The following is a 17,803-nucleotide window of genomic DNA, read 5'->3' on the forward strand; positions in this document are numbered from 1 at the left end:
ACACGCGTCTATTTCGCGGATTTACCGCACGGCTCAACACGTTAGGTACCTAGCTGAACCCTAGCTGTCTACCTGTCAAATAAACGAGTTTTTCATCAGGCTTTCATATTCGTACAACATTTTTACGCTTAATCTTGGGTTCACGGACTTGAGAGCAAACCGCGCTTTACGGACTAACTAGTTGATTACCCTTTACCTTTGCGCAAAACGGTCTTTACTCCAGTTCACTTAGGAAGAACACACGGTCAGCCTTCAGGACGTTGAATGAACACCACGCACCCCACTGCCTTTTGATCAGTTGCCTGCATTTTCGCCCACTGATTGCTGCTGTTTTCACGCACCAAGCTGATCTAACCCCGAGGTCATGAATCTTTGAAACCCTACCCTATTCATTGTGTGTCGATCGTTATTCCGGTCTACAACGAACAAGAGAGCCTGCCTGAATTGCTGCGTCGCACCACCGCAGCCTGCAAGCAACTGGCCTACGAATACGAAATCATCCTGGTGGATGACGGTAGCCGTGACAAATCCGCCCAGTTGCTGGAAAACGCCGCCGAAGAAGACGGTAGCAACGTGGTGGCGGTGATCCTTAACCGCAACTACGGCCAGCATGCGGCGATCATGGCTGGTTTCGAGCAGTGCCGCGGCGACGTGGTGATTACCCTCGACGCCGACCTGCAGAACCCGCCGGAAGAAATCCCGCGCCTGGTGGAACAAGCCGCCCTGGGTTACGACGTGGTCGCCACCGTGCGCAACAATCGCCAGGACTCGGCCTTCCGCCGCTGGCCTTCGCGCCTGATCAACCTGGCTGTGCAACGCTCCACCGGTGTGGCCATGACTGACTACGGCTGCATGCTGCGCGCGTACCGCCGCACCATCGTCGACGCCATGCTTGCCTGCCGCGAGCGCAGCACCTTTATCCCGATCCTGGCCAACGGGTTTGCCCGCCACACCACGGAAATCCTCGTAAACCACGCCGAGCGCGAGCACGGCGAATCCAAATACAGTGCCATGCGCCTGATCAGCCTGATGTTCGATCTGCTGACCTGCATGACCACCACCCCGCTGCGCCTGCTGTCTATTGTCGGCTTCTGCCTGGCGGGCCTGGGCGGGCTGTTCGCATTTGCGCTGATCATCCTGCGCCTGGCCTTCGGTGCCCAATGGGCCGGTGATGGCACCTTCGTGCTGTTTGCGGTGCTCTTCGTGTTCACCGGCGGCCAGTTCATCGGCATGGGCCTCTTGGGTGAATACCTGGGCCGCATGTACAGCGATGTGCGCGCCCGCCCTCGGTTCTTTATTGAAAAAGTGCTGCGCAACCAACCGGCAGCACCGGCACCCGTGGTCGTCGTCGACGGCCTGGCGTCCTCCCATACCACCACTACTTCTCCTTCCGATCAGGTTTCGTCATGAATTCAAAAGCCGTTGTATTCGCTTATCACGATATTGGCTGTGCTGGCATTGAAGCCTTGCTGACGGCTGGCTACGACATTGCTGCCGTGTTCACCCATGCCGATGACCCCAAGGAAAACAATTTCTACGGTTCCGTCGCGCAACTGTGCGCCCGCAACGGCATCCCGGTGCATGCACCGGAAGACGCCAACCACCCGCTGTGGATCGAGCGCATCGCCAAGCTCAACCCGGACTTCATCTTCTCGTTCTACTACCGCAACCTGCTCAGCGAAGCCCTGTTGGCCACCGCCAGCAAAGGCGCGTTCAACCTGCACGGTTCGCTGTTGCCGAAATACCGTGGCCGCGCACCGGCCAACTGGGTACTGGTCAAGGGCGAAACCGAAACCGGCGTGACCCTGCACCGCATGGTCAAGCGTGCCGACGCTGGCGCTATCCTCGCCCAGCAGAAAGTCACGATCGAGCGCACCGACACCGGCCTGACCCTGCACGCCAAACTGCGTGACGCCGCCACCAACCTGCTGCGCGATGCCCTGCCACAACTGGCCGCGGGCAAGCTGACTGAAACCGCCCAGGACGAAAGCCAGGCTACCTATTTTGGCCGCCGTACCGCCGCTGATGGCAAGCTGGAGTGGAAAAAGCCGGCTGAAGAACTGTTCAACCTGGTGCGTGCCGTGACCCAGCCTTACCCAGGCGCCTTCTGCGCCGTGGGCGAGCACAAGCTGATCGTGTGGCAAGCCGAAGTCGTCAAGGGCAACGAAGGCCTGGCGCCCGGCCGCGTGATCAGCGTCAACCCGCTGCGCATCGCCTGCGGCGAAGACTCCCTGGTGGTCAAGTTCGGCCAGCGCAATGACAACGGCCTGTACCTGGCCGGCCCGTCCCTGGCCAACGAATTGGGCCTGGTCGACGGCTCCGTCCTGCGCGGCGCCGAATCCGGCCGCAAGCCACGTCGTACCCGTGTACTGATCCTAGGCGTGAACGGCTTTATCGGTAACCACCTGTCCGAGCGCCTGCTGCGTGACGACCGCTACGAGGTCTACGGCCTGGATATCGGCTCCGACGCCATCGAGCGCCTGCGCAGCCACCCGAACTTCCATTACGTGGAAGGCGATATCAGCATCCACACCGAGTGGATCGAGTACCACATCAAGAAGTGCGACGTCGTCCTGCCGCTCGTGGCCATCGCCACTCCGATCGAATACACCCGCAACCCGCTGCGCGTGTTCGAGCTGGACTTCGAAGAAAACCTCAAGCTGGTGCGCTACTGCGTCAAGTACAACAAGCGCGTGATCTTCCCATCGACCTCCGAAGTCTATGGCATGTGCCAGGACCAGTACTTCGACGAAGACACCTCCAACCTGGTGGTCGGCCCGGTCAACAAGCAACGCTGGATCTACTCGGTCTCCAAGCAACTGCTCGACCGCGTCATCTGGGCCTACGGCGACAAGGGCCTGAAATTCACCCTGTTCCGTCCGTTCAACTGGATGGGGCCACGCCTGGACCGCCTGGATTCGGCGCGTATCGGCAGCTCCCGTGCGATCACCCAGTTGATCCTGAACCTGGTGGAAGGCACCCCGATCCGTCTGTTCGACGGTGGCGAGCAAAAACGTTGCTTCACTGACATCGCCGACGGTATCGAAGCCCTGGCCCGTATCATTGATAACGACAACGGTGTCTGCGATAGCCAGATCATCAACATCGGCAACCCGGAAAACGAAGCCAGCATCCGTCAACTGGGCGAAGAACTGTTGCGTCAGTTCGAAGCTCACCCGCTGCGCAGCAACTTCCCTCCGTTCGCCGGTTTCCGCGACGTAGAGAGCAAGGCGTTCTACGGCACCGGTTACCAGGACGTGGCGCACCGCAAGCCAAGCATCGAAAACGCCAAGCGCCTGTTGAACTGGGAGCCAACCGTTGAGATGAGCGAGACCATCGGCAACACCCTCGACTTCTTCCTGAAAGAAGCCATGCTCGAAATCGCGGACAAGAAGTAATGCAGGCAGGTCTTCGCATTGATGTCGACACCTACCGTGGCACCCGTGAAGGTGTGCCGCGGTTGCTCGAATCCCTGGATGAAGCCGGGGTGAAAGCGACGTTCTTCTTCAGTGTTGGGCCGGACAACATGGGGCGCCACTTGTGGCGCCTCATCCGCCCGCAGTTCCTGTGGAAGATGCTGCGTTCCAATGCCGTAGGCCTGTATGGCCTGGATATCTTGCTGGCCGGCACCGCCTGGCCGGGCAAGCCGATCGGTCGTGACCTGGGGCACTTGATGCGCCAGGCCAAGGCCGCCGGGCACGAAGTCGGCCTGCACGCCTGGGATCACCACGGTTGGCAGGCCAACACCGGGCGCTGGAGTGAGGCACAACTAGTGGAGCAGATCCGCCGTGGCGTCGACACCCTCAGCGATATCCTCGGTGAACGCATCGACTGTTCAGCGGCGGCCGGTTGGCGTGCCGATGAACGCGTGGTGCAAGCCAAGCAAGGCTTCAACTTTCGCTACAACAGCGATTGCCGGGGCACCAGCCTGTTTCGACCGACATTGGCCGATGGCAGCGCGGGCACCCCACAAATTCCGGTAGACCTGCCGACCTTCGACGAAGTCGTCGGGCCGGTGGTGGCTGCCAAGGACTTCAACCGCTTCATCCTCGACCGCTTTGCCGAGTCGAAGCTGAACGTCTACACGATCCACGCAGAAGTAGAAGGGATTCTGATGGCCAATGATTTTCGCCAGTTGCTGGCCCAGGCAGGGCAGCGCGGCATCGACTTCAAACCCCTGGGCGACTTGTTGCCCGCGGACCTGACCACCCTGCCCCAGCAACACCTGGTGCGTGGCGCCCTGAGTGGGCGTGAGGGCTGGCTTGGAGTGCAACAGGCATGATCCGCCGTTGGGCGCTGCCCCTGCTACTGTTGGCGTTCGGTGTGTTTTATCTGCTGCCGCTGGCCACCCATGGCCTGTGGATTCCGGATGAAACCCGCTACGCGCAGATCAGCCAGGAAATGCTGCTGACCGGCAAGTGGGCCTCGCCGCACTTCATGGGCATTCGCTATTTCGAAAAGCCGGCCGCCGGTTACTGGATGATCGCGCTGGGCCAGGCGATCTTTGGGCAGAACCTGTTCGGCGTACGCTTTGCCTCAGCGTTTAGCACCGGCTTGAGCATCCTGCTGGTGTACCTGGTGTCGCGCCGGCTGTGGAATGACCCGCACAAGAGCCTGGTCAGTACCGTGCTCTACATGAGCTTTGTCAGCGTCGCCGCCCTGGGCGGTTACGCCAACCTGGACCCGCAGTTCACCTTCTGGGTCAACCTGACAGGCGTGGCGCTGTGGTTCTGCTTCGATAGCACCACGCGTAACGGTCGCCTGGGCGCCTGGGCATTGCTGGGCCTGGCCTGCGGCATGGGTTTTATGACCAAGGGTTTTCTGGCGTGGCTGCTGCCCGTGCTGATCGCCCTGCCCTACGCAATCTGGCAAAAACGCTTTCGCGAGCTGCTCGGCTACGGCGTGGTCGCCGTGGCCGTGGCCATCGTCGTCAGCTTGCCCTGGGCGTTGGCCGTACACTCGCAGGAGCCGGATTACTGGAACTTCTTCTTCTGGCACGAGCATATCCAGCGCTTCGCCGGCGAGGACGCCCAGCACGCCGAGCCATTCTGGTACTACCTGCCGCTGCTGCTAGCCTTCTCGTTGCCGTGGATGGCATTGCTGCCGGCTACGCTCAAGCAGGCCTGGCTGGAAAAACGTACCCCCAGGATCGCCTTCCTGTTGTTGTGGTTGCTGATGCCGCTGGCGTTCTTCAGCCTGGCCAAGGGCAAGCTGCCGTCCTACATCATGCCGTGCCTGCTGCCGCTGGCCTTGCTGATGGGCAACGCCCTGGCCGATAAACTGGCTCAGGGTCGCGACCGCGCCTTGCGCATCAATGGCTGGCTGAACCTGGTGATCGGGGTCGTGGCGCTGCTGGCGTTGACCTGGCTTCAACTGAAAAAACCGGTGTACGAGCACGGCCAGGAAACCCTGAGCCTGGTGCTGGTATTCGTTTTCCTGTTCGGTTGGATCATCGTCAACCTGCTGCAAGCCGCGCGCCCGCTGAAATGGTGGGCGGCACCGGTGCTTGGCAGCTGGCTGCTGGTGGCGTTGGCCCCGGCTGCGCTGCCCCATTCGGTGGTGTACAACAAGACCCCGGACCAATTCATCATCGATCACCTGCCGGCCCTTCAACCGGCTGCCGCGTTGCTGAGCAATGACCTGGGAGCGGCATCGGCCCTGGCATGGCGCCTGCAACGCCCCGACGTCACCCTCTATAACACCGTCGGCGAAGTGAAATACGGCCTCGCCTACCCGGACGCCACCCATCACAAGGTCGACATGACCCAGGTCAAGCAATGGATGAGCGATGCGCGTAAAAAAGGCGTAGTCGGCGTGGTGATGCGCGTTAAAGGCGAGGATGAAATAGCCGAGGTTGCGTTACTGCCTAAAGACGGCCAGCGCTTTGAGCAAGGCAATCTTGTGATTCTGATCTTCCCGCAGGTTACGCCATGATCACCCTGCTGCTGTTGTTGAGCGCCTGCCTGCTCACCTGCATGGGCCAGGTCTCGCAGAAGTTTGCCGTGGAAAGCTGGCGCGACCAGCCCGACGGCTGGGCGCTGAAACTGCGTTCACCCTGGCTGTGGGCTGCCCTGCTGTGCCTGGGCTTCGGCCTGCTGGTGTGGTTGCTGGTGCTGCAGCGCCTGGAGGTCGGAGTGGCTTACCCGATGCTGAGCCTGAACTTTGTGCTGGTCACACTGATGGCGCGCTTTGTGTTCAAAGAGCACATCGACAGCCGCCATTGGCTGGGCGTGGCATTGGTGATTGCCGGTGTCGTGCTGCTGGGGCGTCAGGTATGAGCCGGGCGCAAGGTTTTGCCCTGGCCCTGGGCAGTGTCGGCCTGGTCAGCGCCGCCCAGTTGGGCATGCGCTGGAGCATGACGCGCCTGCCCCTGCCCAACGAATGGCTCACCACCACCATCGACCTGTCTGCCCTGGGCGTAGTGATCCTGGCGATCATCGCCTATGCGCTATCGATGCTCTGCTGGCTCGGCGCGCTTAAACACCTGCCCCTGGGCCGCGCCTATTCGCTGCTCAGCATCAGCTACGCGCTGGTGTACCTGCTGGCAGCCAGCCTGCCGGTGTTCAACGAACATTTTTCGCTTTCAAAAACCCTGGGGGTGGCCTTGGTCATCCTCGGAGTACTGGTTATCAACTCTCGCCGTGCTAGCGCTGCAAGCCCCAGGAATGCCCCATGAAAATCAGTGTATTTGGTAGTGGTTACGTCGGTCTGGTGCAGGCCACCGTATTAGCCGAAGTCGGTCACGATGTCATCTGCATGGACGTTGATCAGAACAAGGTCAAGCTGCTGCAGCAGGGCCATGTGAGCATTTTCGAGCCAGGGTTGGCAGCGATGGTCAAGGAGAACCTGGAAAGCGGTCGACTGAACTTCACCTATGACGAAAAACTCGCCGTCGAACATGGTGAAGTGCTGTTTATCGCCGTGGGTACGCCGTCTGATGAAGACGGTTCTGCCGATTTGAAATACGTGCTGTCGGTGGGCGACGCAGTTGCCCGTCATCGCATCGAACCGGTGATCCTGGTGGAAAAATCCACCGTTCCCGTCGGCACCGGCGACACTTTGCGCGCCCATATCGAGAAAGCCCTGCACCTGGCTGGCCGGCACCTGGAGTTCGATATCGTCTCCAACCCGGAATTCCTCAAGGAAGGCTCGGCGGTTGCCGACTGCCGCCGCCCGGACCGGATCATCATCGGCTGCGAGCGCGAAGAAGTGCGCGATGTCATGCGCGACCTGTACGCGCCGTTCAACCGCAACCACGACCGCATCATCTTCATGGACCTGCGCAGCGCCGAACTGACCAAGTACGCCGCCAACTGCATGCTGGCCACCAAGATCAGCTTTATCAACCAGATCGCCGAGCTGGCCGAACACCTGGGGGCGGACATCGAAGCCGTGCGCCTGGGCATTGGCGCCGACTCACGGATTGGCTACCACTTCATCTACCCGGGGTGCGGCTACGGCGGCTCGTGCTTCCCCAAGGACATGCGTGCTCTGATCCACAGCGCCAAGCAGGCCAACTGCTCCAGCGACCTGCTGGAAGCCGTGGAAGCCATCAACCAGCGCCAGAAGAGCAAGCTGTACGAGCGCGTCAATGCCTTCTTCAAGGGCAACCTGCGTGGCAAGACCTTCGCGCTGTGGGGCCTGGCCTTCAAGCCCAACACCGACGACATGCGTGACGCCCCAAGCCGCGTGCTGATGGAAGCACTGTGGGCCGCCGGCGCCAATGTGCGCGCCTTTGACCCGGAAGCCATGCAGGAAACCCAACGCATCTACGGCGATGACCCGCGCCTGATGCTGATGGGCACCCCCGAATCCACCCTGAGTGGCGCCGATGCGCTGATTGTCTGCACCGAATGGCAGCAGTTCAAGGCACCGGACTTCGACCTGATCCACCAGCGCCTGAAAACCCCAGTGATCTTCGACGGCCGCAACTTGTACGACGGCGAGCGCCTGGCACGCAAAGGCTTCCAGTATTTCCCAATGGGCCGTGGCGACTCCTGCCAGTTGCCGATTCCCCAGCAGCAGTGGGTACCGCAGGTTGTGGAAGCCTGAGACGTGAACAAAGCTCAAGCGCCCCTGCTCACTGCAACGATTCGCCGACAGTCCCTTGGCTTGGGGCTGCTGGCGTTGCTGTTGTTCATTGCCGGCAACTGGCACCAGGCTATCATCGGCTTTGACTCGCGCTTCGTAGTGTTCGCCCAGGAGATGCTGCGCCATGGGCCAAGCTTCTTCCCCACGACCTACGGGCAACCCTACGCCGACTACCTGGCGACCTCGACACTGATGACCTGGCTGCTGTCCTTGCCCTTGGGCCAGGTCAACAGCTTCACGGCCTGGTTGCCAACGTCCATTGCTTCGGCGCTGATTGTCATGCTGGTGTACCGCCTGACGGCGCCGTACTCCCAGCGCTGGGGCCTGTTGAGCGTAGCGATGTTGCTGCTCAGCAGCACCTTCATCAGCGAAACCCGCGCCGTTTCCTTGGACCAGATGCTCGCGGCTGTCGCCCTGGCAGTCTTCTACCTGGGCTATGCCCATGATCACTTCGGTGCGGGCAAGCGCCTGCACTGGCTGTATCTGCTTTTGCTCGTGGGGTTTGCGATTCGCGGGCCGATCGGCCTGGTGATCCCTACGGGCGTGCTGTGCAGCTACTACCTGATCAACCGGCAATGGCGCCAGCTGTTCAGCTTTGGCTTCCTGGCCCTGGCCCTGCTGGTGGCGTGTGTCGGCCTGCTGTTGCTGCTGGCCAAGCTCAGTGGCGGCGAAGTGTTCATGCAAGACGTGATCCGCATGCAGTTCATGGGGCGCATGGATGGCAGTGAAGGCTCCAGCGGTGTGCTGTATTACTTCACCAGTTCCATGGGCAATTACGCGCTGGCCTACCCGTTGGCCTTGCTGGTGCTGCTCGCGGTGGCGATAGGAGGACGGCGCGCGCCGGATCCAGCCCTGCAGTTGGTGCTGTATTGCGCGGCGGCGGGCCTGCTGGTGATGCTCGGCTTGTCGGTTCCCCAGGCCAAGAAGGCGCGGTATGTGCTGCCGATGCTGCCGATGGCGGCAATAATTGCGGCGTATCCGTTCCAGGTGACGCAGGGCCGCCTGTTTGGCTGGTTGCGCGGCCTGATGCTGGGGCTTTGGACGCTGCTGCCGGGGCTGCTGATCGTCGGCCTGTGGCTGGCACGCCCACGCTATCCCGAGCAATTGAGTCATCTTGGCGGCGTCTTCGGCATACTTGGCGTGCTGCAGGTACTGGCGCTGCTGGCGCTATTCAAGTCACGGCTGCGCTCACTCGCGCCTGCCTTGACCGCGGTGCTGGCGGTATGGAGCACTTACATTCTGGTGGTCGAACCGCTGGAGCGCAGCCTCTACGACACCCGCACCTTCAGCCTTGCTGTTCAGGCGCAGGTCAAGCAGCAACCGGCGCCTGTCGTGCTGCATGCCCTGGGCAAGGACGCCAAGGCGATCAAATTGATCGTCAACCTTGATTGCGACCGGGTACCGCTGTTTACCCAACTGCCTGCCGAACTGGCGACGATCCAGGGGCCAGCATGGCTGGTGATGAGCAAAGCTGACTTTGAAGAGCTGCAAGACCCGCGTTTTCGTTCGATCACGCCAACGCTCACCGGCGAGTTCGACAAGAACCCCTACGTGCTGCTGCACCTGTCCAAAACCATCCAACCGTGACGCTGCCGGCTTCGGCCGGCACTTCCCGGAAAACTCCTACACAACTATGGGTAATGGCGCGTGGCGCTCCCCTTCCCCGTGCTCGAAGCCCAGCGGTAAACTCGCTCGTCAAAGGCGGTAACTATTTGCCACGCCTTGATCGAATGGATAACGACAAGGACGCTATCAGCCGCAGGCAACCCAGTGGCGTACCTCATTAAAAAGGATGATGCCGTGCGCGATGACTTATTGCTTGATGCTCCTTTTCCGTTGACGCATGAGCACGTCCATCTCGGCTACATCCCCATCCCCAGGCTGGAACGCCTCATGGAATTGCGTAACGCCCTGGTGGCGCTGAAAGGTCCATTGTCCAACGACCCCAAGGTGCGCGAAAACCTGCAGGAACGGCTCTTGAGCGATGAACTGCATAATCGCATCCTCGGCCAGGTCTGCCAGGCCCCCACTCCTTCGCCGCAGCTCAACTGAGTTCATCATTATTGAACTTAACCTTCATTAATATGCATTGGCGACCTTGCATCAGGGCCGGCACACTACGCAGGTTCCTCCCCCAAATGTTGGAACGTTCAAAGGGCTTTTCCGGGCAACCAGGCAAGCCTTTTTTTTCGCCTGCTGTTGACGGACCCTTTCTCAATGCTTGCTCGCTGGTTACCTGCTGCTATCAATACCCGCCCCGCCGAATGGAGCCGTGCCGCGATTGGCATGGCCCTGGGCACCCTGCTCAGTGTCTGGGTATGCGCCCAAGTATTTGGCATGGAAGTCGCCCTGCACTTGCTGGGGCCTCTGGGCGCTTCGGCAGTGTTGCTGTTCGCCGTCTCATCCGGGGCGCTGGCGCAGCCGTGGTCGATCATTGGCAGCTACCTGTGTGCCGCAGTGGTCGCGCTGTTGGTTGCTCGGGTACTGGGGCGCACCCTGGGCAGCGCCTGCCTGGCGGCGGGCATGACCGTCATCCTGATCTGCTGGCTGCGCTGCCTGCACCCGCCGGCGGGCGGCCTGGCGATGACCCTGGTACTGGCCGACCCCAGCTCGGCGGCCCTCGGCTGGCAGGAACTGCCGGCGGTCATGCTCGGCGCCGCTGCCTTACTCATGTGCGCGCTGGCCTACAACAACGCCACACGCACGCGCTATCCCAAGGGCGCGACCGAGGTACCGGGCATCTTCACGAATAAGTCTCAGGCAGCAAGAGACCCATCGATCACCGCCGCCGACCTCAAGCTGGCGTTAGCCGACATGGAGCAGTTCTACGACATCGAGCCCTCCGAGCTGGAACAGCTGATCCACGCTGCCGAAAGCCATGCGCGGCGCAGAAGTATCGGCCAAGTGTTGGCGAGTCGCGTGGAGTAGGCGCATTCACGACGAATGGTGTTTACGCCCGTGTGTGATGGGCTAAGGTTGTACAAACCACTTGTTGTTGTCTGCTTTTCTCTGAATTCTGGATCGCCGTAAACCAGTAGCGAAGACATTGGATCGTCTGGCTATCAATGGGTGCTCACAGAGCGGTGATACAGGTCAAGGCTTTCCCGGTTCCGCTCTCATCGTCGTTCCACATGCTGGCCCTCCTGCTCAAGTGTTTTGAATGCTCCATTCAAACCTGGTGAGGATCCATCGTGGACGACCACTTGCAGAAGGTGCTGCGCGCGCCGCTTTTCGACCCCCGACAGCGTTATCACCTGCCCCTTAGAGCCTACATGGACCTGACGATCAGGCGCATGCATGCGATTTTCGATGCGGGGCTGATCAACAACGACATGTGGCTCGGCCAACCCGACGCTTCACATTTTCGAGACCTGTGCGAACGCATCGGCCTGATCGGCGCCTACGACTACGCCCTGTATTCCTCGCTGGTGGATCACATGATCGCCGCCAACGCCCTGCTGACCCAGGGCAGCCCCGAGCAGGTGGCGCGCTACCGTGATGAAGTCATCCAGATGCGTGCGGTGTATGCGTTTGGCTGTACTGAAATCGCCAGTGGCACCGACGTCCGTAACCTCAAGACCACCGTCACCTATGATCCTGAACGGCACTGCCTGGTGCTCGATTCGCCCTGCGCAGAGGCCTGCAAGTATTGGATCGGCAACAGCCTGCACGCGGCGCAGGTGGTAATGGTGCTCGCGCGCTTGCTGGTCGACAGCCAAGACCAGGGGCACCACTGGTTTCGCGTGGTGATTCGCGACCAGGAAAACGGCCCTCTGCGCCCAGGGCTGAAGGTCATTGCCTGTGACCCCAAGGGCGGTATTCATGCCAATGAAGTCGGCGCCTTGCGTTTTTGCCAGATGCAACTGGGTACCGATGCGCTGTTGCAGCGCTACGCACGGTTTACCGCCAATGGACAGTTCATCAGCGACTTGCCCAAAGGCGAGCGCTTCATCAATGCACTGGAAACGTTCCTGCAAGAGCGCCTGTTGTTGATGGCCGCCTCGCGCCACGGTGCCGGGCTGTGCGCATACCTGACGTATCGATTTGGCCGCCACCGGCTGTTAGCGGTCGGCCCGTTGCTCGGCAACCCGCTGTTCCGTCAGCGCCTCTATAACGCCCAGCTCAAGGCACTGGCGCTCAAATACCTCGAACAGGCCATCCTCACCCGCTTCGAAGCACACTGGCCGCATACCGAGCAGCGCAAGGCGCTGCATATCCTCGCGGCCCTGAGCAAATGCGTCGGTACCTGGATGGGACTGGAAGTGATCGCCCAGTGCCGCGAACTCTGCGGCTCCCAGGGGTTCCATCACTACAACCAGATCGTCACCCTGCGCATGGACTTAGAAATCAGCATTACGTTCGCCGGTGACAACAGCGTGATGGCCTATCAGGTAATCAAGGATGCCCTGGCGCGCCCACGCTTCGACCACGTACCGCCGTGCAACCTTGGCCAGCAGATCGAGCAAACCATTGTCCAGGAGTGCCGACCGGGCAACGACTTTTCCCATCGACAGGCGGTCGGGCTGGCGTACGCCCGCGCACTCGACCTGATCATCCAGGCCGCCGAATCCGCACGCCTCCAGCCGCCCATCCTGCACGACCTGACCCACGTATTTGTTGCGTACCTGCACCACTGGGGCCTGCTCGCCAGCCCCGCGGAACAGCGGCCCAGCGTGGCACGCCTCGCCCAATTGGCCGCTTGGTTGAAGCCACCTTCGGTGTTGGTCAACGCACCGATCGCCAAAGCCGACTACATCCATCAATTCACCCGTGCACTGTATAGGGAGCAATGAACATGGCCCGTCCATCACCGCCCGACTTTTCCAACCCAGACACCGTTCGTGATCCCTATCCGGCGTTTGCCTGTCTGCGCGAACATTATCCGGTGTACTGGTGCCCCCATTTCCACGCCTGGATGCTGACCCGTTTTGATGACGTCTACGCAGCGCAGGGTGATGCCAGGCGCTACTCCTCCGACCGGATACGCCAATTGGTGAATGCCCAATTGCCAGAGGACAAACGCGCGATGGTCGAGCCTTTTGTGGAAAAAGCCTCGCGGTGGATGTATGCCCAGGACGGCCAGGCACACCAGGCCAGTCGCCAATTGTTGAGCCGGGCCTTTACCCCGCGCGCCATCGACGCATTGCGCGCAGATATCCAGGCGATTGTCGATGAGCTGCTGTCGCAATTGAGCGACGAACCGGAGCTGATGGCCGAGCTGTTCAACCAGGTGCCGGCGCGTATCCTGGCCAAACTCTATGGGATCCCGCAAAAAGACGCGCTGAGGCTGCGGCGCTGGACTGATGACATTCTGGTGTTTCTGGTGGGCAGCCTGGACCCGGCGTATGGCCCCCGCGAAGCCCTGCAAGGGCTGGAAGAAATGTATGAGTATTTCGGCGACCTGATCGATCAGCGCCGCCAGGCGCCCGAAGACGACCTTGTCAGCCGTGTGATCGCCGCGGGCGAGGCAGCTGCCATCACCAAGGGCAATTTACTCGCGCAACTGGCGTTCGTGCTGGTGGCCGGCAACACAACCAGCGCCGACATGCTGGGTATTGGCCTGCTGCACTTGCTGCTCAATCCCGATCAGTTGCAGGCGCTGCGGGCCGACCTTTCACTCATGGCGTGCGCCATCGAAGAAATGCTGCGGATCGACCCCTCGGGTCAATTCAGCCACCGCGTGCTGCGGGAGGACATCGAACTCAAGGGCCGCATGATGCGCAAGGGCGAGCTGGTATTTCTGGTCCGCGCCGCCGCCAACCGCGACGCCGCGCACTTCCTGGACCCGGACCGTTTTGATATCCGACGCGAAAAGAACGACCACCTGGCCTTTGGGCGCGGCGAACACTTCTGCATGGGGACCGCGCTGTTTCGGCTGGAGGCCCATATCGTGTTCACCAGCCTGCTGATGCGGTTCCCCAACCTGCGCTTGATCGATGGGAAGCCACCGGTTTGGCGCACCAACAACTTGCAGTTTCGAGGCCTGAAAACCATTCATGTGGAGCTCCACTGATCATGAACAACGATCCGATTCAGCGCTGCTTCTCAGCGGCGAAATGGGAAAAGGCCGGTGGCTACTGCCGCGCGTTGCGGGCCGGTAACATCATTGTCACCAGTGGCACAGTGGCCTTTGACGAAGACGGCAACCCCTACGCCCCAAACGACGTGTACCTGCAGACCCGGCGCTGCCTGGAGATCATCGAAGCGGCGCTCCAGCAGTTGGGCACGGACCGTACCCGAATAATTGCCACGCGCATGTACACCACCAACGTGAATTGGTGGCCGGAAATCGCCAAGGCCCATAAAGCGTTTTTTGATGGCTGCGAACCGACCACCATGTTGCTGGGCGTCTGCGCGCTGATCGGTCCGGAATATCTGGTGGAAATCGAAGCCCAGGCACAGGCGGCGACACCATGACCCCGGAACAAGCACGCAAGGAGGTACGCGATGCCGTGGTCATGGACGTCAGCGACCTGACCTTGGCGACCGAGGGACGACCAGTGGGGGTGCGCCTGTACCGCCCCGCGCGCCCTGCCCCGGCGCCGGTGCTGATGTACTTCCACGGTGGCGGTTGGGTCACCGGGGACCTGGACACCCACGACAGCTTTTGCCGGGTCATGAGTGAGTGGGCAGGTTGCGCCGTGGTGGCGGTGGATTACCCCCGCCCACCGGAACACCGCTTTCCCGCGGCGGTGAAGAGCTGCTATACCGCCACTTCCTGGATCGCCCGCAACGGTGCGTCCCTTGGGCTGGATCCGCAGCGCATCGCGGTCGCCGGGGGCGGATCGGGTGGTGGGTTGGCGGCGGTGATCTGCCAAATGGCCAGGGACCTGGGCGCCCCGCCCATCGGTTTCCAACTGTTGCTGTACCCAGTGCTCGACTGCCTGGCGCGCAACCGCTCCCGCAGGAACTTTGCCAACGGGTTTGGCCTGACAGCCGAACTGATGGACTGGTACCTCGACCAGTACGTACCGCCCGGTATTCCCCTGGGGCATCCCTGGCTTTCGCCGGCGCGCGATACCTCGCTGCAAGGGTTGCCCGCAGCCCTGATCATTACCGCCGGCTGCGACCTCTTGCGCGATGAAGGGCGCGCCTTTGCACGTGGCTTGAAACGGGCGGGCGTGCCGGTGCAACACAAGGAATACACCGGCATGCCTCATGGCTTTATCAACTATCCTGCCACTGAGGTCAGTGCCCGGCGTGCCGTGCTGCTCTGTGCCGAGGCCCTGGCAGGCTTTTTCGACCCGCCCCCAGCCTGAGCGGCACTTCTGCATAAATGCAAAAACGACCTGCAGGATTCCGGGTTGTACTGGGCAAATTTGCACTGGTAGGATCGCGAGATGGTTCATCCGCAAACATCTAGATAAAGAACAATAAAAGCAGGGAGTTACAGATGACTGCTCAGGTTTCATCCGAAGCAAGCCATACCGATAATCTGCAGCACGAAGTACTGGCCCAAGTGCGTAACCATATTGGCCACCTCACCCTCAATCGCCCTGCCGGCTTAAACGCCATCACCCTGGACATGGTCCGCAGCCTGTCTCGCCAGCTGCAGGCCTGGGCCGATGACCCTCAGGTCTACGCCGTGGTACTGCGCGGTGCCGGCGAAAAAGCCTTCTGCGCCGGTGGCGATATCCGTTCCCTCTACGACAGCTTCAAGAACGGCGACACGCTGCACGAGGATTTTTTCGTCGAGGAATACGCCCTCGACCTGGCCATCCACCATTACCGCAAACCCGTACTGGCCCTGATGGACGGGTTTGTCCTTGGCGGCGGCATGGGCCTGGTGCAAGGCGCGGATCTGCGCGTCGTCACCGAACGCAGTCGCCTGGCGATGCCGGAAGTGGCTATCGGTTATTTCCCTGACGTGGGCGGCAGTTATTTCCTGCCGCGCATCCCAGGCGAGCTGGGTATCTACCTGGGCGTCACCGGCGTGCAGATTCGCGCGGCTGACGCGCTGTACTGCGGGCTGGCGGATTGGTACCTGGACAGCACCAGGCTGGCCGACCTCGACCAGAAACTCGATCGCCTGGCATGGCAGGACTCCCCACTCAAGGACCTGCAAGGCGTACTTGCCAAACTGGCCGTACAGCAACTGCCCGACGCGCCGCTCGCGGCCTTACGCTCGCCTATCGATCATTTCTTTGCACTGCCGGACGTACCGAGCATGGTCGAACAGTTGCAGGAAGTCACCGTGGCTGACAGCCATGAATGGGCCATGACCACCGCCAACCTGATGAAAACCCGCTCGCCGCTGGCCATGGCGGTGACCTTGCAAATGCTGCGGCGCGGTCGCCGTCTCCCCCTGGAACAGTGCTTTGCCCTGGAGCTGCACCTGGACCGCCAATGGTTCGAGCGTGGCGACCTGATCGAAGGCGTGCGCGCCCTGATTATCGACAAGGACAAAACCCCACGTTGGAATCCGCCGACGCTCCATGAGTTGAATGCCAACCATGTCGAGAGCTTCTTCCACACCTTCAAGCAGGTTGCGAACTAAGCCATGCAAGATATTGAATACACTGAAGAACAAGTCATGATTCGTGACATGGCACGCGACTTTGCCCATGGCGAAATCGCCCCACACGCCCAGGCCTGGGAAAAAGCCGGTTGGATCGATGATGCCCTGGTCGCCAAGATGGGCGAGCTGGGCCTGCTGGGCATGGTCGTGCCGGAAGAATGGGGCGGCACCTACGTCGATTACGTGGCCTATGCCTTGGCGGTGGAAGAAATTTCCGCCGGTGACGGCGCCACGGGCGCACTGATGAGTATCCATAATTCAGTGGGTTGCGGGCCTATCCTCAACTACGGCACCACCGAACAGAAACAAACCTGGCTGGCGGACCTCGCCAGCGGCCAGGCCATCGGCTGCTTTTGCCTGACCGAACCCCAGGCGGGGTCCGAAGCCCATAACCTGCGTACCCGCGCCGAATTGCGCGACGGCCAGTGGGTGATCAACGGCGCCAAGCAGTTTGTCAGCAACGGCAAGCGCGCCAAGCTGGCCATTGTGTTCGCCGTCACCGACCCCGAACTGGGCAAGAAAGGCATCTCCGCCTTCCTGGTGCCCACCGATACGCCCGGGTTCGTGGTGGACCGTACCGAACACAAGATGGGCATTCGCGCGTCCGACACCTGCGCCGTCACCCTCAACCAATGCACAGTCCCCGAGGCCAACCTGCTGGGTGAGCGCGGCAAAGGCCTGGCAATTGCCCTGTCCAACCTCGAAGGTGGCCGTATTGGCATCGCCGCCCAGGCCCTGGGCATCGCCCGTGCCGCCTTTGAAGCGGCGCTGGCCTATGCCCGTGACCGCGTGCAGTTCGATAAGGCAATCATCGAGCACCAGAGCGTCGCCAACCTGTTGGCCGATATGCAAACCCGGCTGAATGCCGCGCGCCTGCTGATCCTGCACGCCGCGCGCCTGCGCAGTGCCGGCAAGCCCTGCTTGTCTGAGGCGTCCCAGGCCAAGCTGTTCGCCTCGGAAATGGCTGAAAAGGTCTGCTCCTCGGCCATGCAGATTCATGGAGGGTATGGGTACCTGGAGGATTACCCGGTGGAGCGTTACTACCGGGATGCGCGGATCACGCAGATTTACGAAGGCACCAGCGAGATCCAGCGGATGGTGATTGCCCGAGAGCTCAAGAATTACCAGCTTTGATTGAAACGGCTGTGGGAGGGGGCTTGATGTGGCAAGTGGACTTGATGCGGCAAATGGGCT

General features: G+C 61.2%; 16 protein-coding genes. All 16 read left to right on the forward strand.

From position 1 onward, the window contains the following. The first annotated feature begins 372 nt into the window (after window positions 1-372). The 16 genes from arnC to A7317_RS13290 all read left to right on the forward strand — a co-directional run bounded on the left by arnC (window position 373) and on the right by A7317_RS13290 (window position 17,743). The gene (gene arnC / locus A7317_RS13215; RefSeq protein WP_024075408.1) at window positions 373-1,410 is read left to right on the forward strand and encodes an undecaprenyl-phosphate 4-deoxy-4-formamido-L-arabinose transferase; all 1,038 of its coding nucleotides are present in this window, start codon (window positions 373-375) and stop codon (window positions 1,408-1,410) included. Next, window positions 1,407-3,398 (forward strand): bifunctional UDP-4-amino-4-deoxy-L-arabinose formyltransferase/UDP-glucuronic acid oxidase ArnA, encoded by a 1,992-nt coding sequence (gene arnA, locus A7317_RS13220; RefSeq protein WP_024075407.1) that lies wholly within the window; start codon window positions 1,407-1,409, stop codon window positions 3,396-3,398. The genes arnC and arnA overlap by 4 nt, the downstream gene beginning before the upstream one ends. Next, a complete protein-coding gene (gene arnD, locus A7317_RS13225) occupies window positions 3,398-4,282 on the forward strand; it encodes a 4-deoxy-4-formamido-L-arabinose-phosphoundecaprenol deformylase (protein ID WP_024075406.1) in 885 nt (294 codons plus the stop codon). The genes arnA and arnD overlap by 1 nt, the downstream gene beginning before the upstream one ends. Continuing rightward, window positions 4,279-5,934 carry a lipid IV(A) 4-amino-4-deoxy-L-arabinosyltransferase gene (arnT, locus tag A7317_RS13230; RefSeq protein ID WP_069076013.1) on the forward strand — a complete coding sequence of 552 codons (1,656 nt, stop codon included), beginning with the start codon at window positions 4,279-4,281 and terminating at the stop codon, window positions 5,932-5,934. Before arnD ends, arnT begins: the two co-directional genes overlap by 4 nt. Then, on the forward strand, window positions 5,931-6,278 hold the full coding sequence (arnE, locus tag A7317_RS13235) for a 4-amino-4-deoxy-L-arabinose-phosphoundecaprenol flippase subunit ArnE (protein WP_024075404.1): 348 nt from the start codon (window positions 5,931-5,933) through the stop codon (window positions 6,276-6,278). The genes arnT and arnE overlap by 4 nt, the downstream gene beginning before the upstream one ends. Beyond that, window positions 6,275-6,676: a 4-amino-4-deoxy-L-arabinose-phosphoundecaprenol flippase subunit ArnF gene (gene arnF / locus A7317_RS13240; protein WP_024075403.1), complete on the forward strand. Its 402-nt coding sequence runs from the start codon at window positions 6,275-6,277 to the stop codon at window positions 6,674-6,676. The genes arnE and arnF overlap by 4 nt, the downstream gene beginning before the upstream one ends. After that, entirely contained in the window at window positions 6,673-8,052 is a 1,380-nt protein-coding gene (locus A7317_RS13245; protein ID WP_024075402.1) for a UDP-glucose dehydrogenase family protein, read from the forward strand. The genes arnF and A7317_RS13245 overlap by 4 nt, the downstream gene beginning before the upstream one ends. A gap of 3 nt (window positions 8,053-8,055) precedes the next feature. Beyond that, window positions 8,056-9,678 carry an ArnT family glycosyltransferase gene (locus A7317_RS13250; RefSeq protein WP_024075401.1) on the forward strand — a complete coding sequence of 541 codons (1,623 nt, stop codon included), beginning with the start codon at window positions 8,056-8,058 and terminating at the stop codon, window positions 9,676-9,678. A 213-nt stretch (window positions 9,679-9,891) separates the two neighbouring features. Beyond that, window positions 9,892-10,143 (forward strand): type VI secretion system contractile sheath small subunit, encoded by a 252-nt coding sequence (locus A7317_RS30640; RefSeq protein WP_081329281.1) that lies wholly within the window; start codon window positions 9,892-9,894, stop codon window positions 10,141-10,143. A 165-nt stretch (window positions 10,144-10,308) separates the two neighbouring features. Continuing rightward, window positions 10,309-11,019: an HPP family protein gene (locus tag A7317_RS13260; protein WP_024075399.1), complete on the forward strand. Its 711-nt coding sequence runs from the start codon at window positions 10,309-10,311 to the stop codon at window positions 11,017-11,019. A gap of 263 nt (window positions 11,020-11,282) precedes the next feature. After that, the gene (locus A7317_RS13265) at window positions 11,283-12,884 is read left to right on the forward strand and encodes an acyl-CoA dehydrogenase family protein (RefSeq protein ID WP_237141789.1); all 1,602 of its coding nucleotides are present in this window, start codon (window positions 11,283-11,285) and stop codon (window positions 12,882-12,884) included. Between the two features lie 2 nt (window positions 12,885-12,886). Continuing rightward, window positions 12,887-14,104 carry a cytochrome P450 gene (locus A7317_RS13270; protein ID WP_069076015.1) on the forward strand — a complete coding sequence of 406 codons (1,218 nt, stop codon included), beginning with the start codon at window positions 12,887-12,889 and terminating at the stop codon, window positions 14,102-14,104. A 2-nt stretch (window positions 14,105-14,106) separates the two neighbouring features. Then, complete coding sequence (locus tag A7317_RS13275) at window positions 14,107-14,508, forward strand: RidA family protein (RefSeq protein ID WP_024075396.1); 402 nt, start codon at window positions 14,107-14,109, stop codon at window positions 14,506-14,508. Then, window positions 14,505-15,350 carry an alpha/beta hydrolase gene (locus A7317_RS13280; protein ID WP_069076016.1) on the forward strand — a complete coding sequence of 282 codons (846 nt, stop codon included), beginning with the start codon at window positions 14,505-14,507 and terminating at the stop codon, window positions 15,348-15,350. The genes A7317_RS13275 and A7317_RS13280 overlap by 4 nt, the downstream gene beginning before the upstream one ends. 134 nt (window positions 15,351-15,484) lie before the next feature. Further along, a complete protein-coding gene (locus A7317_RS13285; RefSeq protein WP_069076017.1) occupies window positions 15,485-16,588 on the forward strand; it encodes an enoyl-CoA hydratase/isomerase family protein in 1,104 nt (367 codons plus the stop codon). A 3-nt stretch (window positions 16,589-16,591) separates the two neighbouring features. Beyond that, complete coding sequence (locus A7317_RS13290) at window positions 16,592-17,743, forward strand: acyl-CoA dehydrogenase family protein (RefSeq protein ID WP_069076018.1); 1,152 nt, start codon at window positions 16,592-16,594, stop codon at window positions 17,741-17,743. Window positions 17,744-17,803 lie beyond the last annotated feature (60 nt).

Origin of the sequence: Pseudomonas fluorescens, from assembly GCF_001708445.1 — a bacterium.
GTDB classification, from domain to species: domain Bacteria; phylum Pseudomonadota; class Gammaproteobacteria; order Pseudomonadales; family Pseudomonadaceae; genus Aquipseudomonas; species Aquipseudomonas gorinensis.